The organism is Enterobacter sichuanensis, from assembly GCF_002939185.1.
Taxonomy (GTDB): Bacteria; Pseudomonadota; Gammaproteobacteria; order Enterobacterales; family Enterobacteriaceae; genus Enterobacter; species Enterobacter sichuanensis.
Genome location: NZ_POVL01000016.1, coordinates 23498 through 47472 on the forward strand (window position 1 = coordinate 23498; position 23975 = coordinate 47472).

The 23975-nt window shown below is 53.0% G+C and carries 24 protein-coding genes and 1 pseudogene; 14 read left to right on the forward strand and 11 right to left on the reverse strand.

From position 1 onward, the window contains the following. Nucleotides 1-16 precede the first annotated feature (16 nt). From C5687_RS09385 to C5687_RS09400, 3 genes and pseudogenes are all read left to right on the forward strand, one after another. Nucleotides 17-790, forward strand: a complete 774-nt coding sequence (locus tag C5687_RS09385; RefSeq protein ID WP_025756391.1) for a transporter substrate-binding domain-containing protein — start codon at nt 17-19, stop codon at nt 788-790. Between the two features lie 242 nt (nt 791-1032). Then, nucleotides 1033-2688, forward strand: coding sequence for a glucan biosynthesis protein D (locus tag C5687_RS09395; protein ID WP_025756393.1), 1656 nt, complete (start codon nt 1033-1035; stop codon nt 2686-2688). 137 nt (nt 2689-2825) lie between these two features. After that, nucleotides 2826-2960, forward strand: a pseudogene (locus C5687_RS09400) (penicillin binding protein PBP4B); the annotation flags it as partial. Nucleotides 2961-2997: 37 nt separating this feature from the next. On the opposite strand, the gene C5687_RS09405 reads toward C5687_RS09400, so the two are convergent. The 4 genes from C5687_RS09405 to C5687_RS09420 form a co-directional block, all read right to left on the reverse strand. Next, complete coding sequence (locus tag C5687_RS09405) at nt 2998-3522, reverse strand: YrhA family protein (protein WP_104556798.1); 525 nt, start codon at nt 3520-3522, stop codon at nt 2998-3000. A gap of 8 nt (nt 3523-3530) precedes the next feature. Continuing rightward, complete coding sequence (locus tag C5687_RS24580) at nt 3531-4676, reverse strand: HNH endonuclease signature motif containing protein (RefSeq protein ID WP_146086276.1); 1146 nt, start codon at nt 4674-4676, stop codon at nt 3531-3533. Between the two features lie 170 nt (nt 4677-4846). Next, a complete protein-coding gene (locus tag C5687_RS09415; protein ID WP_104556800.1) occupies nt 4847-5131 on the reverse strand; it encodes a site-specific integrase in 285 nt (94 codons plus the stop codon). A 178-nt stretch (nt 5132-5309) separates the two neighbouring features. After that, nucleotides 5310-6185: an Arm DNA-binding domain-containing protein gene (locus tag C5687_RS09420; RefSeq protein WP_158252221.1), complete on the reverse strand. Its 876-nt coding sequence runs from the start codon at nt 6183-6185 to the stop codon at nt 5310-5312. Nucleotides 6186-6387: 202 nt separating this feature from the next. Between C5687_RS09420 and rimL the strand changes: the two genes are divergently transcribed. Beyond that, on the forward strand, nt 6388-6936 hold the full coding sequence (gene rimL, locus C5687_RS09425) for a 50S ribosomal protein L7/L12-serine acetyltransferase (protein ID WP_047958560.1): 549 nt from the start codon (nt 6388-6390) through the stop codon (nt 6934-6936). On the opposite strand, the gene ydcK is transcribed toward rimL, so the two are convergent. After that, nucleotides 6931-7911, reverse strand: a complete 981-nt coding sequence (gene ydcK / locus C5687_RS09430; protein ID WP_104556802.1) for a YdcK family protein — start codon at nt 7909-7911, stop codon at nt 6931-6933. The genes rimL and ydcK overlap by 6 nt on opposite strands. 128 nt (nt 7912-8039) lie before the next feature. Here ydcK and tehB point away from each other — a divergent pair, with 128 nt between their 5' ends. Beyond that, nucleotides 8040-8633, forward strand: a complete 594-nt coding sequence (gene tehB, locus C5687_RS09435) for a tellurite resistance methyltransferase TehB (RefSeq protein WP_045284364.1) — start codon at nt 8040-8042, stop codon at nt 8631-8633. Here the strand turns inward: tehB and pepT are convergent. Then, nucleotides 8630-9859, reverse strand: coding sequence for a peptidase T (gene pepT, locus C5687_RS09440; RefSeq protein ID WP_104556803.1), 1230 nt, complete (start codon nt 9857-9859; stop codon nt 8630-8632). The genes tehB and pepT overlap by 4 nt on opposite strands. Nucleotides 9860-9970: 111 nt before the next feature. On the opposite strand from pepT, the gene C5687_RS09445 reads away from it, so the two are divergent. Further along, nucleotides 9971-11566, forward strand: coding sequence for an ABC transporter substrate-binding protein (locus tag C5687_RS09445; protein WP_104556804.1), 1596 nt, complete (start codon nt 9971-9973; stop codon nt 11564-11566). 135 nt (nt 11567-11701) lie between these two features. Then, a complete protein-coding gene (locus tag C5687_RS09450) occupies nt 11702-12376 on the forward strand; it encodes a DUF3313 domain-containing protein (RefSeq protein WP_025756399.1) in 675 nt (224 codons plus the stop codon). 35 nt (nt 12377-12411) lie between these two features. Here C5687_RS09450 and C5687_RS09455 read toward each other — a convergent pair whose 3' ends face one another. Then, nucleotides 12412-13308, reverse strand: coding sequence for a DMT family transporter (locus tag C5687_RS09455; RefSeq protein WP_104556805.1), 897 nt, complete (start codon nt 13306-13308; stop codon nt 12412-12414). Between the two features lie 173 nt (nt 13309-13481). Here C5687_RS09455 and C5687_RS09460 point away from each other — a divergent pair, with 173 nt between their 5' ends. Continuing rightward, nucleotides 13482-14354 carry a helix-turn-helix transcriptional regulator gene (locus tag C5687_RS09460; RefSeq protein WP_047958566.1) on the forward strand — a complete coding sequence of 291 codons (873 nt, stop codon included), beginning with the start codon at nt 13482-13484 and terminating at the stop codon, nt 14352-14354. Here C5687_RS09460 and C5687_RS09465 read toward each other — a convergent pair. Beyond that, nucleotides 14334-15500, reverse strand: coding sequence for a benzoate/H(+) symporter BenE family transporter (locus C5687_RS09465; RefSeq protein WP_104556806.1), 1167 nt, complete (start codon nt 15498-15500; stop codon nt 14334-14336). The genes C5687_RS09460 and C5687_RS09465 overlap by 21 nt on opposite strands. A 92-nt stretch (nt 15501-15592) precedes the next feature. Between C5687_RS09465 and C5687_RS09470 the strand changes: the two genes are divergently transcribed. Together C5687_RS09470 and C5687_RS09475 are read left to right on the forward strand one after the other, a co-directional pair. After that, complete coding sequence (locus tag C5687_RS09470; protein ID WP_025756402.1) at nt 15593-16120, forward strand: helix-turn-helix domain-containing protein; 528 nt, start codon at nt 15593-15595, stop codon at nt 16118-16120. An 80-nt stretch (nt 16121-16200) separates the two neighbouring features. Next, on the forward strand, nt 16201-18162 hold the full coding sequence (locus tag C5687_RS09475; RefSeq protein ID WP_104556807.1) for a peptidase U32 family protein: 1962 nt from the start codon (nt 16201-16203) through the stop codon (nt 18160-18162). Here the strand turns inward: C5687_RS09475 and C5687_RS09480 are convergent, their stop codons facing one another. Further along, nucleotides 18163-18390 carry a DUF2554 family protein gene (locus C5687_RS09480; protein ID WP_373467672.1) on the reverse strand — a complete coding sequence of 76 codons (228 nt, stop codon included), beginning with the start codon at nt 18388-18390 and terminating at the stop codon, nt 18163-18165. 244 nt (nt 18391-18634) lie between these two features. Between C5687_RS09480 and C5687_RS09485 the strand changes: the two genes are divergently transcribed. Further along, nucleotides 18635-18997 carry a hypothetical protein gene (locus C5687_RS09485; protein ID WP_025756405.1) on the forward strand — a complete coding sequence of 121 codons (363 nt, stop codon included), beginning with the start codon at nt 18635-18637 and terminating at the stop codon, nt 18995-18997. A gap of 165 nt (nt 18998-19162) precedes the next feature. Here the strand turns inward: C5687_RS09485 and C5687_RS09490 are convergent, their stop codons facing one another. Continuing rightward, nucleotides 19163-19699, reverse strand: coding sequence for a dihydrofolate reductase family protein (locus tag C5687_RS09490; RefSeq protein WP_104556809.1), 537 nt, complete (start codon nt 19697-19699; stop codon nt 19163-19165). 47 nt (nt 19700-19746) lie between these two features. Next, nucleotides 19747-20754, reverse strand: coding sequence for a transcriptional regulator FtrA (gene ftrA / locus C5687_RS09495; RefSeq protein WP_025756407.1), 1008 nt, complete (start codon nt 20752-20754; stop codon nt 19747-19749). A 73-nt stretch (nt 20755-20827) separates the two neighbouring features. Here ftrA and C5687_RS09500 point away from each other — a divergent pair, with 73 nt between their 5' ends. The 3 genes from C5687_RS09500 to urtA all read left to right on the forward strand — a co-directional run bounded on the left by C5687_RS09500 (nt 20828) and on the right by urtA (nt 23974). Continuing rightward, nucleotides 20828-21241, forward strand: coding sequence for a rhodanese-like domain-containing protein (locus tag C5687_RS09500; protein WP_045284372.1), 414 nt, complete (start codon nt 20828-20830; stop codon nt 21239-21241). A gap of 156 nt (nt 21242-21397) precedes the next feature. Further along, nucleotides 21398-22501 carry a cobalamin-independent methionine synthase II family protein gene (locus C5687_RS09505; RefSeq protein WP_047958572.1) on the forward strand — a complete coding sequence of 368 codons (1104 nt, stop codon included), beginning with the start codon at nt 21398-21400 and terminating at the stop codon, nt 22499-22501. A gap of 201 nt (nt 22502-22702) precedes the next feature. Beyond that, nucleotides 22703-23974 carry an urea ABC transporter substrate-binding protein gene (urtA, locus tag C5687_RS09510; protein WP_047958573.1) on the forward strand — a complete coding sequence of 424 codons (1272 nt, stop codon included), beginning with the start codon at nt 22703-22705 and terminating at the stop codon, nt 23972-23974. Nucleotide 23975: the final 1 nt, after the last annotated feature.

Below are 23975 nucleotides of genomic sequence, written 5' to 3' on the forward strand. Positions count from 1 at the left end.
CTCTGAGGAGTATGAGATGAAATTACGCGCGTTAGTTGTCGGCATGGGATTGCTGTGTACGTTTTCCTCCTTTGCGGCCACCGAGCTGCGTTACGGTCTGGAAGCGGAATATCCGCCGTTTGAGAGCCGCAATGCGGCGGGCGAACTGGAAGGGTTTGACGTTGAGCTGGGGAATGCGATTTGCAAAGCGGCTGCGCTGAAGTGCAGCTGGGTTGAAACCTCTTTTGATGCGCTGATCCCGGGGCTGGTGGCGAAGAAATTTGACGCCATCAACTCGGCGATGAATATCACCGAACAGCGCCGCAAGAGCATTGATTTCACCCAGCCGATTTACCGTATCCCGTCACAGCTCGTCGGCAAGGCCGGGACGGCGGTTGAGGCGACGCCAGAAGGGCTGAAGGGCAAAACCATCGGCGTGCTGCAGGGATCCATCCAGGAAACCTATGCCAAAGAGCACTGGGAAAAGCAGGGTGTCACCGTGGTGTCTTATAAAGATCAGAATATGGCATGGGGCGATCTGCTGAATGGCCGTATCGACGCCTCGCTGGTGATGTCCGCGGCCGGGCAGGCAGGTTTCCTCAGCAAGCCGCAGGGTAAAGGGTTTGGTTTTATCGGCAAACCGGTGTCTGACGACACCATCCTCGGCAGCGGGATCGGCTTTGGGCTGCGTAAAGGTGACGAGGCCACCAAAAAGCAGCTTGATGCCGCGATTGATAAAGTACGTGCCGACGGCACGATCGCCAAACTCGCTGATAAGTACTTCCCGGGTATCGATGTCAGCGTAAAATAACCACCTCATTAGCCCCGTCAGATGATGTCCTGACGGGGCATTTTTATACACATTTTCCAGGCTTTCTTTACATCACTTTCGGGCCGTTCTGGTCGACAGAAAATATTTCTCACTTTGTTCAGATAATCACCGGCCAACAATTGGATTCTTAACCATTTTTGTTTAGGCTGTGCGTTCTTTCTTGCCGTCATTTCGCCAGGCGCGAAACACATTCACACGACCATAAGGACGTTTTTCCAGGCATGAATCGCAGACGTTTTTTAAAAGGCTCGCTGGCAGTGGCAGCCCTGAGCGGCACATCTGGCCTTGCTTCCCTGTTTTCCAGAGCGGCATACGCTGCTGACTCTGACATTGCTGACGGTCAGAGCCGTCGTTTTGATTTTTCCGTCCTGCAATCCATGGCGCATGACCTGGCGAAAACCCCATGGGGTGGTGCGCCACGTCCGCTGCCAGACACGCTGGCCACCATGACGCCACAGGCGTACAACGCCATCCGCTACGATGAAAAACAGTCGCTGTGGAACAATATTGAAGGGCGTCAGCTGGACGTGCAGTTTTTCCATATGGGGATGGGCTTCCGCCGCCGCGTGCGAATGTTCTCGCTGGATCAGTCCACCTCAATGGCGCGCGAGATCCACTTCCGCCCGGAGTTGTTTAGCTACGGTGAAACGGGCGTGGATACCAAACAGCTGGAAGGGCAAAGCGATCTCGGTTTTGCCGGCTTCCGCGCCTTTAAGGCACCTGAGCTGGCGCGTCGCGATATCGTCTCTTTCCTGGGGGCGAGCTACTTCCGCGCGGTTGATGACACCTACCAGTACGGCCTCTCTGCGCGCGGCCTGGCGGTCGATACCTTTACCGACACCCCGGAAGAGTTCCCGGACTTTACTTCCTTCTGGTTTGAAACCGTGAAGCCGGGCGACACCACCTTTACTGTCTATACGCTGCTCGACAGCCCGAGCATCACCGGGGCCTATAAGTTCGTGATCCACTGCGAGAAGAGCCAGGTGATCATGGAGGTGGAAAACCACCTCTATGCGCGTAAGGACATTAAGCAGCTCGGCATCGCGCCGATGACCAGCATGTTCAGCTGCGGCAATAACGAACGCCGCATGTGTGACACCATTCACCCGCAAATCCATGACTCCGATCGCCTGGCTATGTGGCGCGGCAACGGGGAGTGGATCTGCCGTCCGCTGAACAACCCGCAAAAACTGCAGTTCAATGCCTATATGGACAAAAACCCGAAAGGGTTCGGTCTGCTGCAGCTCGATCGCGATTTCTCGCATTATCAGGACGTGATGGGCTGGTACAACAAACGCCCGAGCCTGTGGGTGGAACCGCGCAACGACTGGGGGAAAGGCGCGGTGGGCCTGATGGAGATCCCGACCACGGGTGAAACGCTGGATAACGTGGTCTGCTTCTGGCAGCCGGAAAAAGCCGTCAAAGCGGGCGATGAGCTGGACTTTAAATATCGCCTCTACTGGAGCGCCATGCCGCCGGTGCGTTCCCCGCTGGCCAACGTCTACGCGACCCGTACCGGTATGGGCGGTTTCCCGGAAGGCTGGGCGCCGGGCGAAAACTACCCGAAAGTATGGGCCCGTCGTTTTGCCATCGACTTCGTCGGCGGTGACCTGAAGGCCGCCGCGCCAAAAGGTATCGAGCCAGTGATTACGCTCTCCAGCGGAGAAGCAAAGCAGGTGGAGATCCTCTACGTTGAGCCGTTTGACGGATACCGTATTCTGTTTGACTGGTACCCGACGTCGGATTCGACGGAGCCGGTGGATATGCGCCTCTTCCTGCGCTGCCAGGGCGACGCCATCAGTGAAACCTGGCTGTATCAGTATTTCCCGCCAGCGCCGGACAAACGTCAGTACGTTGATGACCGGGTAATGCGTTAACGATCGATTCCCTCTCCCTGTGGGAGAGGGGCTAAGGTTAGACCTTTAAAATATATGGGTTAAATTTCAATAAGATAAATAAAACATCATCATTGAAAATTTTTGATAGGGTGCTGTTACGGGTGCTGTAAGCTCATATCGTTATCCTTGGTAACAGGCCACATTCGCCAGTTGCTAATCCTTCCGTGAATCCTAATGTGTTTATCAGCGGTTTATTGCCAGCGTCAACATATGGATGGATTGTTGATCAGATTTATGGGGCATTGAAATAAAAGAGAAAGGGACTCGACAGGAGTCCCTTTTTTGTTTTCATAGCTCAGTAGTTTTAATTATATATTCTAACAGTTCATTAAATTTATTATATGTTTTGACTGAAAAATCTGTAGCTATTCTATCTCTTACTTCAAATGTTTTATTTACGGCATCGTAAACAAAATATGAAATGCTATCTTCACCGATTACAATATCTTTGGCTAAATCGGGGTCCACAAACGTATCATTTTCTCTAAAGTAAAAGTTCCTAAGATATATATTGGACCATAGCAATTCACTAACTTCTGTCTGGCTGAATCCATATATAGTGGCAGCATTATATTCAAACCCATCCATTTGGCTATAGAAATACTTTATATCTTTTTTTTCTTCAAATAATTTCTTTATATCTTCAAAAATAACTTTTTTGACTTTACTCCACTCCTCTGGTGCTGTTTCTCCTGTCAAAAAATCAATCATATCTTTACTGAGTGGTGGTGCAATATTCTCCTTAAAATCGTTAATTCGAGCTTTTAATATATCAATTGATACATCGATATCATAATGTTTATTAATGTTCATACAATCTCCTACTTTTTATAAATAGAACCATTTGGCATAGGCCACAAAACATCCATACTTTCCCCAGGTCTCAATTGCTTTATTATTAATGCCTGAGTATTATTTAAAACCTGATGGTATGGACTCGTTTTCATCAAAATTAAATTCTCAAAACTATTATCCCCACCATCATCAAGCGGTAGTTTATGATGAACTTGCCATGATTTCGGTACTCCACCGCGAGCAAAAATTCCAATCTGCTCCTCATTAAAATAGTCTGTTACCGAGGCATCTGTTGAGATTTTTTTAAGAAAATTTTTTCTAACTGAATTGTCGAATTGATTTCTTAATGTTATATATTCTTCTCTTGGCCTGCGGATATAAGTGATATTTTCAATGTTTACATTGTCCATGAATACTTTTGTGTTTTTAACCTTCCCAATATAGCCCGATAACTCAGAGTTAGCCATTGGGTTTTTAACCAACAGTATAGATGCGGCAGCTATACCCATCCCAATGTTTGTATCTGTCATGACTCCTTTATAACCTTCTAAAGCTTCTCCCCCCAGTTGTTCAGCAGTCTTTCTAAATCCTTCAATGTTACCATTATATACGCCGCCTGCCGCTAACAGACGTCCTACATTTCTGCTATTCAATGTCTTAGATGATTGAGCATGTTGCTCTGGTTCAACATAACCGGGCGCACCATACTGGATTTTCTGTGTTGGACGTGGTTTTATTCCTCGATTTCTTTCTAATACTTCATGATATGCACTCATCACTGTATTACGGAATGAACTTTCCCACGGACCTGGCATAAAAGGGTCATAAACAATTTCACCATTATTATCAAAATAAAAAGGATTATTATACCAAGTCCAATACTCACCTCTATCTACAGCGATTATTTGACCAAGTGACAATTCTCTTTCAACGTCATCATAAATTGGATCATAGTAACCTAAACTTTTCCTTTTATATTTTCCACTGGAATGCCTATCTCCATTCCATTTTCTTTTAGGTATATCAAAATATAACCTTGAATTATACTCTTCGTAGTCTAATACATAATAATAACATGCTAATTCCAAGCCTCGTTTTGGACTCACTATTCTTTCGAAGTCCAAAAGGGTAGCATTGCGCTCAAATTCACGAATTTTATATAACCTGAACATATTTCCCTCTATTGTTTTACAGTTTAAACAAACGACTACAATAGTGAAAAATAAATATCAGCTTTCTAAATTAAATCATATCGGATTTAGTTAAATAAAATCCGAATTGCTGAGTCTTGCAATTCGGATCATTTATTCAATGCTTCGGAGTGCTTTTTTTAATCTTTTGTTTACAAGGTGATTTCTTTTTCTATAACTCGCTGTATCATTTCCACTCCATTATCTTGCAATAATATATCTAACGCTTTTTGCCATTTCTCTGTCGTTTCACGCTTCTCAATAAAATAATCATACTTATCATAATGTTTTTTACTGATGGTTTTATTTACGTGTTGGTTTACTATATCCCGTTCATTTTCTGTGAAGTGTAACATTCCTCCAGGCGTTTTAAATGTGCGACGAATATCGCGCATTGTGAAAGGTTGAGAGAAATATTTTTTTGTAAACTCGTTCATATGCTTTTCCATGCATCACTATTAAGTCCTATAGTTGGCTTTTCCATTTTCGTAACTGGATTTATTTTTATTTCTCTATTATATTTCTTTAATTGCTCATGAAAGTTCACATTAGGGAAAAGAAATCACTTTCTGGATATCTTTCTGCTTGCTCAGAAAGAACTTTCTTCGCTTTTTCTTAAATAAAAATAACAGATTCAAGTCCTGTTTTCGAAAAATCTTTAGCCAGTATGATTTTATTTTGTTCAGGAAGGTATCTACTTTTCTGTAAATGGCACAATTCAAAGGGGCGTTGTCCGCATGTATAAAAGCCAAGTTCTATTAAGGAATGAACGTCTGGAGGAAGTATATTTTTTTCAGCATTGAGAAGCGTTAGTAAATAGCGCAGTTCTTTGAAATCAAGATAGCGCTCACCAGGTGTTCCGGCTTCAATGTTCTGAACATTCCGAACAGGATTCATGGAAATCTGAAACTGTAAATTACAAGCTGTATCGCTCATAGGATCGTTATCAGCTACGACTCCGTACTCATACAAAGCATGAAGCTTCTTCCGAACTTCTTTTGCCCTTGACATGAATCCCTGTTTTGTCCAGTGCTGTATGCAGCGGGTGATCTGTACAGATGTAATCTCATTTGCAATTTCGTCGCCTGTAAATAGCTTTAGTTTGATTAACTGTTCCAGAAGTGCGCCGTACTGACTGATTGTACTGCGATGCCCTGAACGCGATTTATACGCTATGAATGCGGCAAACAGCTCGCGTAGTGTTCCGGTACGCATTTTTTTACCCATAGCGTCAGAACGCGCCTGGTGCGCCATACCTGCCAGTTCAGCATAATGTTGTGTTGCTTGTTCGAGCGTGAAGCGAGGCCAGTCTCCAAGCGTTTTAAACTTCCGCTTACCCGCAGCCTGGAAACGGTAGACGAAAGATTTACGGCCAGAGGGGAAAATTTTAATACCTAAACGCCCTGTTCCCCTGGTGCCGTCATCCCGGAAAACATAGTAAGCTGAATCTTTAGCGCGTAGTCCGCTAATATCACTATCATTTAGCCGCATGTTGCTATCTCCTTTGCATAAGCGGTGCATACAATTTGCATAACAGCAGGTGTTGTTACGTTGAAATCGTATGCATTCACTTGGGATTGCACAACAATTCATTTATCTTGTTAATCAGTAGGTTATAACAATTTTGCGATTAAATTATAGTCAATGATTTTGAATATTCCTCTCCCAAGGGAGAGGGTTAGGGTGAGGGGCAATGACCGCAGCAAAATCCGAAATTATCCCGGTATCTGACGCTATCGAACTTCGCGCCGTCGAAGAGCGCTATGCCACTGAGCTGCACAACCTCGTCGTCAAAAACAGAACCTGGCTGCAAAACGCGTTTGACTGGGCGCATCATGCAGTCAGCGAAGAGGATACCCGCCGCAACGTGCAAAGTAACCAGATGCTGCACCAGCGCGGCTACGCCAAAATGTTTTTGATCTTCAGAGATGATGCGCTGGTCGGCGTGCTGTCGTTTAACACCATTGAACCGACCAACAAAACCGGGTACATCGGCTACTGGCTGGATGAAGACCATCAGGGGCAGGGTATTCTTTCTCAGTCACTGCAGGCGTTTATGCGCTACTACGCTGAGCGCGGTGAGATCCGTCGTTTTGTGATTAAGTGTCGGGTCGCGAATCAGAACAGCAACAACGTTGCCCTGCGCAACGGCTTTACGCTGGAAGGGTGTCTGCGGGAAGCGGAATATCTGAAGGGCGCCTTTGATGATGTGAATATCTACGGCAAGATTTACGCCCTATAGCGCCCCCAGCAGCGGGGTGCGGGTAATGCGCTGAGCGCCGTTAATCACTTTTTCGCCGCGCAGGTGAATGCTCTCGCCAGCAAAGGCTTCAACTACCGCATCGTCGGTGATTTCAACCCGATGCTCAATCAGCACGTCACCGCTGATCCGCGCGCGGCCCTGAATCACCACCTTATCGTCCAGCATGATCGGCCCACCGCGCAGCCATGCCTGACCGCCAATCAGCACGTGATGTTTGATGACGCAGTTGCCTTCCACTACCGCATTTTCCGCCACCTGGGAGCTGTAGCGCAGCGTCGGGATGGCATCGTCGTCAAAACCGGCAATCACCCGGGCGTTACCATAGACTTTTGCGCAATCGCACACCCAGACGTTATTCAGATCGTTACCGTCAAGGATGGCGTTGTCGAATATTTCAGCGCGGTGCTCAACAAACGCAAAGCTGACCATCGCCTCACCGTAGATTTGCGCCTGGTGGACAATGCGCGACTGGCTCACCGTCGCCTTATCGTAAATTTGCAGGATCTGTTCGTGGTCCGGCGTCAGTCCTTTGGCCGCAATGACCACGCTGTGATGCAGCACGCGAGCCTCGCCGTAAATATGGCATTCACCCCGCACGCAGGATTGTTGAATGGGGACGTTGTCACTTATTCGCGCCCCGTGGCTCACCTCCGCGCCATCCAGCCAGCAGTTGTCCCCGATATGCGCATCATGGCTCACGGTGCACGGCAGGGTGAGGCGCGCGTTGCCGGCCACGGTTGCCCCGGCGAACACTACGCTGTTTTCGTCGTAGATCCAGCAGTGACCGTCCTGCGAGAGGGCGCGTTCATCGTCTATCCAGCCGCCTCGGGTACCGGCTTTTACGTCGTTAAAATCCGCTGTGGCGATAATCTGTCGCAGCGTCGTTGAGTGGGTATTCTCGCCGTTTTTCCATTGCCAGAGGCGGGTTTCGTCGCTGAGGCGATATTTATTCATGTTCGTGTCTCTGATAAGCGTCATAAGTAAACGTAGCAAAGTTTTCGGTTTTCGAAGGGCTGGCAACCCTGCGGCAAACGCCATAAAATGGCATTCAAAATGCATTTTAAAGAGACGCAGGAAAAACAATGACCGTCGATGAGAATTACTTCACAGAAAAATATGGACTCACCCGCACGCACTCAGAGGTGCTGTACAGCGCGAAAATCGTGAAGCCTGGTAAAACCCTCGATCTCGGCTGCGGCAATGGTCGCAACAGCCTATATCTCGCCGCCAACGGCTACGAGGTGACCGCGTGGGACAAGAACCCGATGAGCATTGATAACATCGAGCGCATCAAAGCGGCGGAAGGCATTGAGGGTCTGCAAACGGCGATCAAGGATCTCAACAGCCTGAGCTTTGATGGCGAGTACGATTTTATTCTCTCCACCGTGGTGCTGATGTTCCTGCAGCCAGACACCATCCCGGGTCTTATCGCCAACATGCAGCGCTGCACTACGCCGGGCGGTTACAATCTGATTGTCGCCGCCATGGATACGGCAGATTATCCCTGCACGGTCGGTTTCCCGTTTGCATTCAAAAGCGGTGAGCTGAGCAACTATTACGAAGGCTGGGAGCTGATTAAATACAACGAAGATCCCGGCGAACTGCACCGCACCGATGAAAACGGGAACCGCATTAAACTGCGCTTTGCCACTCTGCTGGCGCGCAAGCCCGCTTAACGGGCGGCCAGCAGACACAGCTGCAGGGCGGTATGGTAAGAGGCCTCGAACGACGACAGCGGCAGGAATTCAAACTTCGAGTGGAAGTTATGCGCGCCGGTAAAGAAGTTCGGCGTGAGTAAGCCTTTTGCCGAGAGCGCCGCCCCGTCCGTACCGCCGCGCATTGGCGTCGGTTTTGGCGTGATGCCGAGCGATTCCATCGCTTCAAACATCAGATCGATAGCGCGCCTGTCTTCGCCAATCGCATTGCTGATATTGCTGTAGGTATCTTCAATGCGATAGTCCACGTTGGCCGTCGGATAGTGGGCGGCAATCCGCGCGGCGATGTCGGCAATCTGCTGTTTGCGTGCAGCAAAGTTCTCTTTATCGAAATCCCGGATATTGGCCTTCAGTACGGCCTCGTTCTGCCCGGCCTGGAGGCCGTTAAACCAGATATAGCCTTCGCGACCTTCGGTACACTCTGGCGTTTGCTGGCGATCAAAATGGCTGATGTAGTCAGTCGCCATCAGCAGGGGATTGACCAGCACGCCTTTCGCGGACATCGGGTGCGCCGTCACGCCGGTAAAGCGGATCTCGGCGGCGGCCGCATTGAAGTTCTCGTAAACGATTTCGCCCAGCTCGCAGCAGTCGATAGTCCAGGCGAAGTCGACATCGAAGCGTTTCAGATCCAGCGCCTTGGCACCGTTCAGACCGATCTCTTCGTCAGGCACGAACGCCACGACGATATCCCCATGCTGATGTTCTGCCGTCAGGTTTTCCAGCACCGTCATCACGACGGTGACCGCCGCTTTATTATCGGCGCCCAGTACGCTGGTTCCGTCGCTGAAAATAATCTCTTCATTCGGGTAGGCGAGAATTTCGGGGTGCTCTTTTACCCGCAGCCAGATCCCTTTCTCTTTATTCAGACAGAGGTCTTCACCGGTAAACGTTAATATTTGTGGATGAATATCCGGTGATAATCCCACGTCGACAGTATCAATATGGGTTATAAAGCCGATGCGTGGCGCACCAGGTACGTTGCCTTTTTTGACCGCTGTCACCGTGGCGAATTTGTCAATCACAATGTCGTCTAAACCCAGCTGTGTCAGCTCCTGCGCCAGTTCCCGCGCCATGTCGTGCTGGCCCGGGGTCGAGGGCAGGGTTTTTACTCTGGGATCGCTCTGGCTGGTGATGGCGAGATAGCGAAAAAAGCGGTGCGTTAATTGTCTGGAAAGTGGCGAGCCCATAGTGATTTGTTCCTTATTTATTTTTCGGGTGTTTGCCACATCACTTTAATGTTATTTATGAAATGGCAAAAGAATTAATTAGCCGTCGAATTAAAAAGACAGGAATATACGATGACAAGCAAACTTACAACTTTCACGCTGGCACTCGCGGCGCTGACGGTCAGCTCCGCTGTCGCCGCGAAAACGCTGGTGTATTGCTCCGAAGGATCGCCGGAAAACTTTAATCCTCAGTTATACACCTCGGGAACCAGCGTCGACGCCAGCGCCGTGCCGGTCTATAACCGGCTGGTCGATTTCAAACCCGGCACCACGAAGCTGGTGCCGAGCCTGGCAGAACGCTGGGAGGTGAGCGACGACGGCAAGGTTTACACCTTCTATCTGCGTAAAGGCGTTAAGTTCCAGAGCAATAAATCCTTCACGCCGACCCGCGACTTTAACGCCGATGACGTGATTTTCTCGTTTATGCGGCAGAAAGACGTCAACCATCCCTATCACAACGTCTCAAACGGCAGCTACTCCAACTTCGAAAGCCTGGAGTTTGGCAGCCTGATTACCGCCATTGATAAAGTTGATGACCACACCGTACGGTTTACGCTGGCGCACCCGGAAGCGCCGTTTGTTGCCGATCTGGCATGGTATTTTGCCTCTGTTTTGTCGGCGGAATATGCCGACGCGATGCTGAAAGCGGGGACGCCTGAAAAGGTGGACATGGAGCCGATCGGCACCGGTCCGTTTAAGCTGGCGCAGTATCAGAAAGATTCTCGCATTTTGTTTACCGCCTTCCCGGACTACTGGCAGGGGAAATCGAAGCTGGATCGGCTGGTGTTTACCATCACCCCGGATGCCTCCGTGCGTTTTGCCAAAATCGAGAAGAACGAATGCCAGGTGATGCCGTTCCCGAACCCGGCAGACCTGCCGCGTATGAAGGCGAACAAAGATATCAGCCTGATGAGCAAGGCGGGGCTGAATACCGGCTTCCTGGCGTTCAATACCCAAAAGCCGCCGCTGGATAACGTGAAAGTCCGCCAGGCGCTGGCGATGGCCATCAACAAACCGGCCATTATTGACGCGGTGTTCCACGGCACCGGCACGGCGGCGAAGAACCTGCTGCCGCCGGGCGTCTGGAGTGCCGACAGCGAGCTGAAGGATTACGACTACGATCCGGAGAAGGCGAAAGCGCTGTTGAAAGAGGCCGGTTTTGCCAACGGCGTCAGCATCGACTTATGGGCGATGCCGGTCCAGCGGCCCTATAACCCGAATGCGAAACGCATGGCGGAGATGATTCAGGCGGACTGGGCGAAGGTTGGTGTGCAGACCAAAATTGTCACCTACGAATGGGGCGAATACCTTAAACGCGTGAAGGGGGGAGAGCATCAGGCCGCACTGATGGGCTGGACGACGGCCACCGGCGATCCGGACAATTTCTTCGGCCCGCTGTTTACCTGCACCTCGGCGAATGGCGGCTCAAACTCGGCGAAATGGTGCTACAAGCCGTTTGATAAGATCATCGCCGAGGCCAAATCGATAACCGATCATGATAAACGGGTGGCGCTCTATAAAGAGGCGCAGCAGATGATGCATGACCAGATGCCTGCGGTGATGATTGCGCATTCAACGATTTTCGAGCCGGTACGCAAGGAAGTGAAGGGCTATGAAATAGACCCGTTTGGCAAACATCTGTTCTGGCAAGTGGATATTAATCAGTAAATTTTCACTGCCCGGCACGCGTCCGGGCAGTCTTTTTGCAATTTGTGCTACCCGCATCATTTTTTGTCACAACAAACCCGCCAGACTTTTGCTATAACTTCAAGTGCATACTTGCATATAACATGGAAAATCATCATGCGTACTCACTCTTTTTTTAAAGTTGCAGTGCTTACTGGTCTGTTGGCGTTGGCGGGATGTTCTTCAAAAGTCGCCGCACCTGAGCAATATTCTGGCTTTTTAAAAGATTACTCGGGTTTACAGCAAACGACGTCCGCGACAGGTAAGCCTACCCTGCGTTGGGTAGATCCTGCTTATAACGAAGCTAACTACGACAGTATTATCTGGACGCCAATTACCTATTATCCAACGCCAAAACCCACCACTCAAATCGGGCAAAAAACGCTTGATGAACTGTTGAATTACACCAATAACAAAATGAAAACCGCTATTGGTACACGTAAGCCGATTGTGACTACGCCGGGTAAACACAGCCTGATTTTCCGCGGTGCCATTACCGGGGTGAGTTCGCAGAAAGAGGGGCTGCAGTTCTATGAAGTGGTGCCTGTTGCGCTGGTGGTTGCCGGTACGCAGATGGCAACCGGACATCGCACCATGGATACCCATCTCTACTTTGAAGGTGAGCTGATTGATGCGGCGACCAATAAACCGGTCATGAAGGTGGTACGTAAAGGCGAAGGTAAAGAGCTGAATAACGAAAATACACCTATGACCTTCGCGACGCTGAAGCAGGTTGTTGATGACATGGCAACGGACGCCACCATGTTTGATGTGAAAAAAACCGCGAAATAATCTAAAACGGCCTGCGTGATGCAGGCCGTTTTTATTTACGCCGTCCGCAAGCGTCTGAACCAGGTTTCCGGTTTCGTAAACATCACCATATTCCCTCCCAGAATCAGCACTAATCCAACAATGCCGTTGATATGCCAGACGTAGCCTTCATACACCGTGGAGATGGAGAGCGCCACCAGCGGGAAAAGCAGCGTGCTGTAGGCCGCTTTGCCCGGGCCGATACGTCCCACCAGCGTGAAGTACGCGCCAAACGCAATCACCGAACCAAACAGGGCCAGATAGACCAGCGCGCCCATATAGCTCAGCGTCCACTCCGGCACGAAGCTATCACCTCTGAACAGCGCAATGCAGCCCATCACCAGCGTGCCATAGAGCATCGCCCAGGCGTTGGTGGTCATGGTTTCGAGGCCTCTGCGCTGATGGCGCATGCTGATCATATTGCCCAGCGAAAAGCCGTAGGTACCTAGTGCGGAAAGCCCAATGCCCGTCAGCAGTGACGCACTCCAGCCGCTGGCCAGCAGATCGTCCCAGAAGAGGGTGATGATCCCGACCAGGCCCAGTGCCGCAGCCGTCCAGAAGCGCGCCGGTGGGCGCTGTCCGAAGAAAATAAAGCTGTTAATGGCGTTATAGAGCACGGCCATGGAGAAGATCACCGACTCCAGTCCGGTGTTGATATGTGCCGCTGCCGTGTAAAAACACCAGAAGTTAAAGCAGAAAACACAGCATCCCTGCAGCAGGCAAAACAGGTGATCCCGTAGTGCCAGCTTGCGCAGACGGCGCAGAGCGAGTAACACCACCATCATCGTGAGGCTGGCGACCGCGAAGCGCCAGAAAATCGACACCGGCGCCGCCACCGGCCCCTGCTGCAGGAAAATCGCAATCCAGGTGGTTCCCCAGATAATTACCACCAGTCCGTATAATAATGCGTTCATATTCTTCTCTTCTTAAACCACCGAAGCCCGCAGTATGGCGCGACATCCCGCACAGGGCTTTCACCGGCTTGCGGGAGACTTGCAAAATCTTGCGCTTTTTTCTTTCCCGGGGACTGGCAACGGGCAGCAACTCTTCTTAGACTGAGATCCCTGTCCATCACGCGCTAACGGTTATGTCTCACGCTTACGATACCTTTGAAACGCTCAGTCAACAGAATGCAGTCCTGCGGGGAACCGTCTCGCTGAATTCCGGTATTCAGCTGGCCGCGTGGTACAACAAGCACGATACGATAACGGTGAAAAGTAACCATCACACCCTGAGCCTGTACGTGGCGGACGGTTACGAAAGCTATCAAAAAACGCCGGGCGGCTGGAAAAATGGCGGGGGGCCGGACCGTTTCTGTTTGATGCCCAAAGAGAGCGAATCAACGTGGGATATCCGGGATGACCTGTCGTTTGTGCATCTCTACTGTACCGATGAGCACCTGCGCGACGTGGGGGAGAAAATCTGGGACAAGCGGCCGCTGTCGCTGACCCTGGATGAACGCATTTTTGGCAGCGATCCCAAGATCACCGCGCTGTATCGCCAGTTCTTACTGGGCTGTGACTGGCAGCAAAACGCCAACCAGCTCACCCTGAGCACGGCCTCTACGCTGCTGCTGACTCATCTGTTGCAAAACTACGCCAACGTGCAGTGGAAATTGCCGGTCGTCACCGGCGGGTTATCGCCGTTTGTTCTGCGCAACGTGCTGGCCTTTATCGAAGAGAACCTGGGGCAGCCCCTGACGCTGGCTGAACTGGCGGCGCAGGCCGCCCTCAGCGAATACCATTTTGCCCGCATGTTCCGCCAGTCAACGGGGCTGGCACCGCATCAGTTCGTAATGCACAGACGAATGGTCAAAGCGAAAGAGCTGGTGCAGCATACCTCCATGCCACTGACGGACATTGCGCTGGCCTGCGGGTTTAACTCCGCCAGCCACTTCAGCAACCGCTTTCGCAGCGTGACGGGCATGACGCCCTCGCAGCTACGTGCGGCGAGCGCGTGAGAACAGGGCATAGCACACGCCGCCCAACACCAGCCCCCAGAATGCCGAACCAATCCCCATCAGCGTGACGCCGCTTGCGGTCATCAGAAACGTGACGATGGCCGCGTCGCGCTCCGCTTCGTGATGTAATGCCTGATATAAACTCCCGCTGATGGTTCCCAGTAGCGCCAGACCGGCCAGCGTCTGGATCCAGCTAAGCGGCAGGGCGGCCATCAGGCCGGTAATGGAGCCGCCGAAAATCCCCGCCAGCAGATAAAACCCGCCAGCGGCAATGGCTGCCAGCCAGCGCTTATCCGCATCCGGGTGTGCATCCGGGCTTTGACAAATGGCGGCGGTAATCGCCGCTATGCAGATGGAAAAGACGCCAAACGGTGAAAACAGCAGCGCCAGTCCACCCGTCACGATGATGAGCGGGGAGACCGCCAGCGGATATCCCGACGCTTTCATCGTGGCGAACCCCGGTGCATTTTGCGAGGCCATGGTCACGAGAAAGAAGGGCACGCCAATGCTGACCAGGCTGGTGAAGGTGAACGTAGGCTCAACAAATTCGGGTATCACCAGGGAGAGGGTGAGCCTGTCAGTGACAACGTCACCGCTTATCCATGCCACAATACCGCCTGCCAGCAGCGTGACCACGATGGCATAACGCGGGGCCAGCGCTTTTGCCAGCAGCCATGCCGCAATCATGCTGCCGCACAGCAAAAAGTGCCCTTCAAGATGCGCAAACGCATGCAGGCCAAACTGCAAAAGCACACCCGCCAGCATGGCGGCGGCAAGGGAATGGGGGATCAGCTTCATCAGCCGGGCAAACAACCCGGTGATGCCGCAGAGCAGGATAAGCGCGTTGGCAAAGATGAACACGCCGATGGTTTCCGCCAGCGTGACCCCGTGCAGGCTGGTGGCCAGCAGCGCGGCACCGGGCGTGGACCAGGCGGTAAGCACCGGCGCTTTATACCACCAGGAAAGCGCCAGCGTGCTGACGCCCATCCCTATTCCCAGGGCGGTCATCCAGCCTGCGATCTGCTGTGCGCTGGCACCCGCTGCGGCAGCGGCCTGCCAGATAATGGCGGCAGAACTGGCGTAACCCACCAGAACGGCGACGAAGCCCGCCAGCGTGACGGGAATGAAATGAGAGGAAGGGCGCATGGGAACTCCGTTGTGCGTTATAACGTCCGGAATAAGGTAACACTGTGCGTTATAGCGTACAAGTGGTATGCTGGGCCTCACCAGGAGGGAACATGGACATCACACTGCATCTTGCAACAACACTGAAAACGCTGCGCCAGGCGCGCGGCTGGAGTTTGTCGAAGCTCGCGGACGAGACCGGCGTATCAAAAGCCATGCTCGGGCAAATTGAGCGCAATGAGTCCAGCCCGACGGTGTCGACACTGTGGAAAATCGCCACCGGACTGAACGTACCGTTTTCCGCGTTTATCACCCCGGAGGCGGACCGGCAGGCCGTCTTTGACCCGCAGCAGCAGGCGATGGTGGTGAAACCGCTGTTTCCGTGGGACGAAACGCTGAAGTTTGATCATTTCTCCATTACCCTGGCACCGGGCGCGCTGAGCGAGTCCACGCCGCATGAAGCGGGGGTGATTGAACATGTGGTGGTGATCAGCGGTGAGCTGGAGATGAAACTTGAGGGACAGTGGCAGACCCTTTCTGCCGATTCGGGCGTGCGTTTTGCCGGTGATAAACCGCACGCATACCGTAACAGCAGCGACCGGCCGGTGCATTTTCATTCGCTGATCCATTATCCCCGCTAAGGCTACGCAAAACTGTTTCGCTGACGCATACTTCTGACTACAATAGCCGCCATTTTGACCATAACGGATAACGACGAAGTATGCGCCTGCAATCCCATCATCTTGAACTTTTAAGCCCGGCCCGCGACGCCGCCATTGCCCGTGAAGCGATCCTTCATGGCGCAGACGCCGTCTACATTGGCGGCCCTGGCTTCGGTGCCCGCCATAACGCCAGCAACAGCCTGAGCGATATTGCTGAACTGGTGCCGTTCGCCCACCGTTTCGGGGCGAAGGTGTTCGTCACCCTGAACACCATTCTTCATGATGATGAACTGGAGCCGGCACAGCGTCTGATTACCGATCTCTACCAGACCGGCGTCGATGCCCTGATTGTGCAGGACATGGGCGTGCTGGAGCTGGATATTCCCCCCATTGAACTGCATGCCAGTACCCAGTGTGATATCCGCACGGTAGAGAAGGCGAAGTTTCTTTCCGACGTCGGCTTTTCGCAGATCGTGCTGGCACGCGAACTGAACCTGAATCAGATCCGCGATATCCACCAGGCGACAGACGCAACCATTGAGTTCTTTATCCACGGCGCACTGTGCGTCGCCTATTCCGGTCAGTGCAACATTTCCCACGCGCAAACGGGCCGCAGCGCTAACCGCGGCGACTGTTCTCAGGCCTGCCGTCTGCCCTATACCCTGAAAGACGATCAGGGCCGCGTCGTGGCGTTCGAAAAACATCTGCTCTCCATGAAGGATAACGATCAGACCGCCAACCTGGGCGCGCTGATCGACGCAGGCGTACGCTCCTTCAAGATTGAAGGGCGCTACAAAGATATGAGCTACGTGAAGAACATCACCGCGCACTATCGCCAGATGCTGGATGCGATTATTGAAGAACGCGGTGACCTGGCGCGCGCGTCGGCCGGCCGCACCGAGCATTTCTTTATTCCGTCGACGGACAAAACCTTCCACCGCGGCAGTACGGACTATTTTGTCAATGCCCGCAAAGGGGATATCGGCGCGTTTGATTCCCCGAAGTTTATCGGTTTACCGGTCGGCGAAGTGCTGAAAGTGGCGAAGGATCACCTGGATGTTGAAGTGACGGAGCCGCTGGCGAACGGTGATGGCCTTAACGTGATGATCAAGCGTGAAGTGGTGGGCTTCCGAGCCAATACGGTGGAGAAAACCGGCGAAAATCGCTACCGCGTCTGGCCGAATGAAATGCCAGCCGATCTCTACAAAGCGCGACCAAACGCGGCGCTTAACCGTAACCTCGATCATAACTGGCAGCAGGCGCTGCTGAAAACCTCCAGCGAACGCCGCATTGCGGTGGATATTGAACTGGGCGGCTGGGAAGAGCAGCTGATTCTGACCATGACCTGTGAAGATGGCATCAGCGTAACCCACACGCTCGACGGTCTGTTCGAGGTGGCCAATAACGCCGAAAAAGCGCTTAACAATCTGAAGGACGGCGTGGCGAAGCTGGGGCAGACAATTTACTACGCCCGCACCATCGAGGTAAATCTGCCGGACGCGCTGTTCGTGCCGAACAGCCTGCTTAATTCGTTCCGCCGTGAAACGGCAGAGATGCTGGATGCGGCACGCCTGGCGCACTATCCGCGCGGCAGCCGTAAAGCTGAAACCGTCCCTGCGCCCGTTTACCCGGATACGCATTTGTCCTTCCTTGCCAACGTCTACAACCATAAAGCCCGTGAATTCTACCATCGTCACGGCGTGCAGCTGATCGACGCGGCGTATGAAGCGCATGAAGAGAAGGGCGATGTGCCGGTGATGATCACCAAGCACTGCCTGCGCTTTGCCTTCAACCTGTGTCCGAAGCAGGCGAAAGGGAATATCAAAAGCTGGAAGGCCACCCCGATGCAGCTGGTGAACGGAGACGAAGTCCTGACCCTTAAATTTGACTGTCGTCCGTGCGAAATGCATGTGATTGGCAAGATGAAAAACCACATCTTCAAAATGCCACCGCCCGGCAGTATTGTGGCGTCCGTCAGCCCGGACGACCTGATGAAAACCCTGCCGAAACGCAAGGGCTAATCACCGAAGGTGCGTGTCCGGTTTGCGCGATTTCTGCCACAGGTGGTGCTCGCGCAAACCCTCCGCTGACTCTTCCGCTTCGCTTCGCAATTCATCGCTGTCGGCTTCATGACGAAGCTGATGCTCCACGTTTTTCACCCAAATATATTCATGTCCTTTGTGCCCCGCCATAAGCTGCCCCGAAAACAGGGCGCAGAGCAACATCACCAGTGCCAGGCCTTTTCTCATTATCTCTTCACCACAGAATAAGAACGCGGACTATCATGGCAATAATTGCATTATGTTATTATTCAAAAATTCAAATTAACGCAAAGCCATTGTCAGGTTTTGTCGAATTAACACCATATTGAGACTTTTCTTAAAATTGAGATACCGCCGATAAACCGCCATTTCTGGTATAAAACTGGACAATAATTTTAGAGATAAATCCTATATAATAAGAATTCTCTGGCTAAGGAACGGGTCTTAATAAATGAAAAAAATAATGGTGTTGGCGCTTGTGGTGGTTGCAGCAGGGGCCGCGGCTGGCGCTCGTTATGTCAGTAATGACGCACCTGAATATATTCACTCTGCAGAAGCTCGCGTAGGATCATATTTAACCAGCGATTATGGACGCGTTGATTGTAATAGCATCAAAATTAACGACGAACGCTGGGAATTAGACTGCACCCACAAGACGCGTGGAAAAACATTCCAGTTTGCGGTCTATCCGTCCGAAAAAGCGCCATATGGCGTGTCGCGTTCGTTTTATCTTGAGGCCATCAATGATGATGCCAGACAGAGCGCTGAGCAGGGCCTGATGCGTTATTTGCAAATCAATACCCAGGCGGGTTAACAGGGCTGTTTAAGGTTCGTTGAGATAAAGAGTGATAGGTTGTATGGGATCCGCTGCCCGGCCATGACGTGTCGGGACGTAGAGACCAAAATACAAATCTATCCATGCAAGCATTTACCGCCAGATAATGGCGGTTTTTTTTTGCCAGCAGTGGCGCTACCAGCGTTATGTCGTGACCCGATAGTGCGACTGTACCAAGCCCGAAGGGAAGCTGCGGCTGGATACCAGTGTCAAATCGATATCCCGTGGAAGGGTGCCAAACAGCGGTTTTTCCGAGCCAAGCAGAACAGGAACGGTAGTAATCACCATATCGGCCACCAGCCCTTCGCGCAGGAACGACTGTATGACCCGCCCACCATCAAGATAGACGCGATGGACATGTTGCGCCGCCAGATCGTCCAGTACCTCTTTTGGCGCACGGCGGGAGAACTGCACTTTGCCCTTCAGCGCCTCCGGCACGGGCGTGTCGGCCAGCTGTCGGGAGAGCACCAGCACCGGCCTGTCATACGGCCAGGTGTCAAAGGTCACCACCTTCTCATAGCTTCCGCGCCCCATGACGATCCACTCTTTGTCCGCAATAAACGCCGTATAGCCATGGTCTTCGCTCGGATCGTCGCGCTGCAACAGCCAGTCAATATCGTCATTCTCCCGGGCGATGTAACCATCAAGACTGACGGCGATAAAAACGTGGGTGGTGACCATAAGGTGCTCCCTTGTTAATCGTAAATGCCGATGTCCGGACTGGCTCTTTAGCGGACAGCATCCGGACGTGAAAATTGTTTGCGATACTGGGCCGGGGAAAGCGCGAACTGCTGACGAAAATGATGACGCAGCGTCGATGCCTGACCAAACCCGGTCTGTTCAGCAATGCTGTCGATGCTTAACCGACTGCTTTCCAGATAATCTTTCGCCCGCAACAGGCGCTCATGGAGTAACCAGCGGGCTGGCGTGGTTCCCGTCGCCGCCTCGAAGCGACGCAGAAAGGTGCGCTGGCTCATCCCAACCCGACGCGCCAGCGAGTCGACACTGTGCGCTTCATTAAGATGCTGGTGCAAAAAGTCAAACAGCTGGCCAAGTCGCTGGCTTTCCCGCAGCTGCGCCACCGGGCGGCTCAGCTGCTGCGGCTGTGAACCATCCCTGTGTGGCGGAATAACCAGCCGGCGCGCCACGCTGTTGGCGGTTTCCATGCCATAATCCCGTCGCACGACATGCAGACAGAGATCGATGCCCGCCGCACTGCCTGCGGAGGTCAGAATATCGCCTTCGTCCTGGTAGAGCACATCCTCAACCACCTCGATCTCAGGGTAACGGGCTTTAAGTGCGTCAATATAACGCCAGTGCGTTGTGGCTTTACGTCCGTTCAGCAGCCCTGACGCGGCCAGCACAAACACGCCGGAACAGATGGACAGCAGCTGACAGCCCCGCGCGCTGGCCTGGCGTAACGCGTGGCAGAGCGGCTCCGGAACTGGTGACTCCAGCCCCCGCCATCCCGGCACCACGATCAGATCGGCAGATTCAAGCAGGGAGAGATCGCCATCGGTAATGATACGGATCCCGCCCGTCGCCCGCAGTTCACCGCTATCCACGCTCGCCACCGCAAAGCGGTACCAGTTGTCGCCGAGCTCGGGGCGCGGCAGGCCGAAGATCTCCACCGCCACGCCGAATTCGAAGGTACACAGACCGTCATAGGCCAGCACCACCACCTTCGGGCGGGGATGCTGTCTTAAGTTTGTCATCTTTTTGCTGTTTTCTGGCATACGTGAGCGCATTCACCGGCTGAATTTGTGGATAGAGTAGTGTTAACACAAACGCCAAAGATGAGGAAGGATCATGAGCTATGTTACTGAATTTCCGGCTGCTGAGCCGCAGGAAGCCGTCACCCATTTTCTGCGCCGTCTGAGCGTCGAAACCGATTGTGCCGATGTGCATCATGCCATCGTCAACCAGGAGCAGGACTTCGTGCTGCTTCATGTGGTGGGCGGCCCGGAGCAGTTTGCCCGCCGTCACGTCCCCGGCGCAGTGCACATGCCGTGGAGTCAGATTACCGCCGGGCGCATGGCCCAGTGGCCTGAAGGCACGCTGTTTGTCGTCTACTGCGCCGGACCACACTGTAACGGTGCGGACAGAGCCGCGCTGAAGCTGGCGCGTCTTGGGCTGCCGGTCAAAATTATGCTCGGCGGGATCACCGGCTGGGAAGATGAAAAGTACGCCTTTGCCAGCAGCGAAACCGCTGCCGCGCTGTGAAGATGAATTTTTTTCATCACCCGTGAAATTTTCTCGTTTGCCGGGATAAAGCAGGTATGACATCTTTTTTGGACATTTAGACATCCAGAAGTCTAAAACTTCAAAAGATGAATTATTACTGCGGGCAATTATCACCGGCAGACTGAGGAGATTTCCATGCAACGACACCACGCCCCGTTCCGCGCCGATGTAGTCGGCAGCTTTTTACGCCCGGATGCCATCAAACAGGCTCGCCAGAAATTTGCCAGCGGCGAAATTGACGCCGGGCAGCTTCGCGCCATTGAAAACGACGCTATCCGCCATGTCGTTGAGCAGCAGTGTGCGTGTGGGCTGAATGTGGTCACCGACGGTGAGTTTCGCCGCGCCTGGTGGCACTTTGATTTCTTCGACGGTCTGCAGGGCGTAGAGCGTTACGATGCGCAGCAGGGCATTCAGTTTAACGGCGTGCAAACCAAAGCCCACGGCGTGCGCGTTACCGGCAAGCTGGGCTTTGGCGAGCATCCGATGCTGGAGGACTTTCGTTATCTGAAAAGCATCAGCGGGAGCGCCGAGCCGAAAATGACCATTCCGAGCCCGAGCGTGCTGCATTTCCGCGGCGGTCGTAAAGACATAGACGCCACGGTGTATCCGGACCTGAACGTCTATTTCGACGATCTGGCGACCACCTGGCGCGACGCCATTCGGGCCTTCTATGACGCGGGCTGCCGTTACCTGCAGCTGGATGACACCGTCTGGGCCTATCTCTGCTCGGATGACCAGCGTCGTCAGATCCGCGAGCGCGGTGATGACCCCGACGAGCTGGCGCGTATCTATGCCCGCGTGCTGAACAAGGCCCTGGAGGGCAAACCGGACGATTTGACCATCGGGCTGCACGTCTGCCGCGGTAACTTCCGCTCAACCTGGATTTCAGAAGGCGGCTATGAGCCGGTGGCGGAAGTGCTGTTCGGGACGGTTAACGTTGACGCGTTCTTCCTGGAATATGATAACGACCGCAGCGGGGATTTCGCGCCGCTGCGCTTTGTCCGCCCCGGCAAACAGCAGGTGGTGCTGGGGCTTATCACCACCAAAAATGGCGAGCTGGAGAACCCGGAAGGGGTGAAGGCGCGTCTGGAAGAAGCGGCGAAATACGTGGCGAAAGAGCAAATTTGCCTCAGCCCGCAGTGTGGCTTTGCTTCTACTGAAGAGGGCAACAGCCTGAGCGAAACCCAGCAGTGGGACAAAATCCGCCTGGTGACGCAGATCGCCAGTGAAGTCTGGTAAACCCGTTCTTCAGCGCTGCATTATTAAAGTGCAGCGCTGTGCCATTCTGAGACGTTCTCTTTACATCCTGCGCTTCAGTCCCTGCATTCACGCTTTCTCCATTCTGGCATCCTTTTTGCTCCTGCTTCGCTGAGACATTTATTTCCGCGTCCACGCCGTAACGGACGTCTTCGCACAGCGTTCTTTTTCAGGAGTGAAAATATGCACCGTCGTACTTTATTAAAAGCCTTTGCATTGTCTGCGTCTGTCGTTGCTATGGGAATGAGTTTTGGCGTGCAGGCGGCCGATACCATCAAAGTGGGGATCATGCATTCCCTCTCCGGCACGATGGCCATCTCCGAAACCCCGCTGAAAGATGTCGCCCTGATGACCATCGATGAGATCAACGCGAAAGGCGGCGTGCTGGGTAAGAAACTGGAGCCGGTGGTGGTGGATCCGGCCTCAAACTGGCCGCTGTTTGCCGAGAAAGCGCGCCAGCTGTTAAGTCAGGATAAGGTGGCGGTGGTGTTCGGCTGCTGGACGTCGGTCTCGCGAAAATCCGTCCTGCCTGTCTTTGAAGAGCTGAACGGTCTGCTGTTCTACCCGGTGCAATATGAAGGCGAGGAGATGTCACCGAACGTCTTCTATACCGGCGCAGCGCCGAACCAGCAGGCTATCCCGGCGGTGGAATACCTGATGAGTGAAGACGGCGGCGCGGCGAAGCGCTTCTTCCTGCTGGGCACGGACTACGTCTACCCGCGCACCACCAACAAGATCCTGCGCGCGTTCCTGCATTCCAAAGGGGTGGAGGATAAAGACATCGAGGAGGTTTACACCCCGTTTGGTCATAGCGACTACCAGACCATTGTCGCCAACATCAAGAAATTCTCTGCGGGCGGTAAAACTGCCGTGGTCTCAACCATCAACGGCGACTCCAACGTTCCGTTCTACAAAGAGCTGGCTAACCAGGGGCTGAAAGCGACCGACGTGCCGGTCGTGGCGTTCTCCGTGGGAGAAGAAGAGCTGCGCGGCATTGACACTAAACCGCTGGTGGGCAACCTGGCGGCGTGGAACTACTTTGAATCAGTGGATAACCCAACCAACCAGGCCTTCGTGGCGGACTATAAAGCCTATGCCAAAGCGCACAAGCTGCCGAACGCCGATACCGTGGTGACCAACGACCCGATGGAAGCCACTTACGTGGGCATCCATATGTGGGCGCAGGCGGTGGAGAAAGCGGGCACCACCGATGTGGATAAAGTGCGTGCGGCGATGGCCGGTCAGTCCTTTAAGGCGCCGTCTGGCTTTACGCTCACGATGGATGCCACCAACCATCACCTGCACAAGCCGGTCATGATCGGCGAAATCGAAGGCAACGGTCAGTTTAACGTGGTGTGGCAGACGGAACAGCCGGTACGTGCCCAGCCGTGGAGCCCGTTCATCGCCGGGAATGACAAAAAGCCCGATCAGCCGATGAAAACCGCCAGCAACTAAG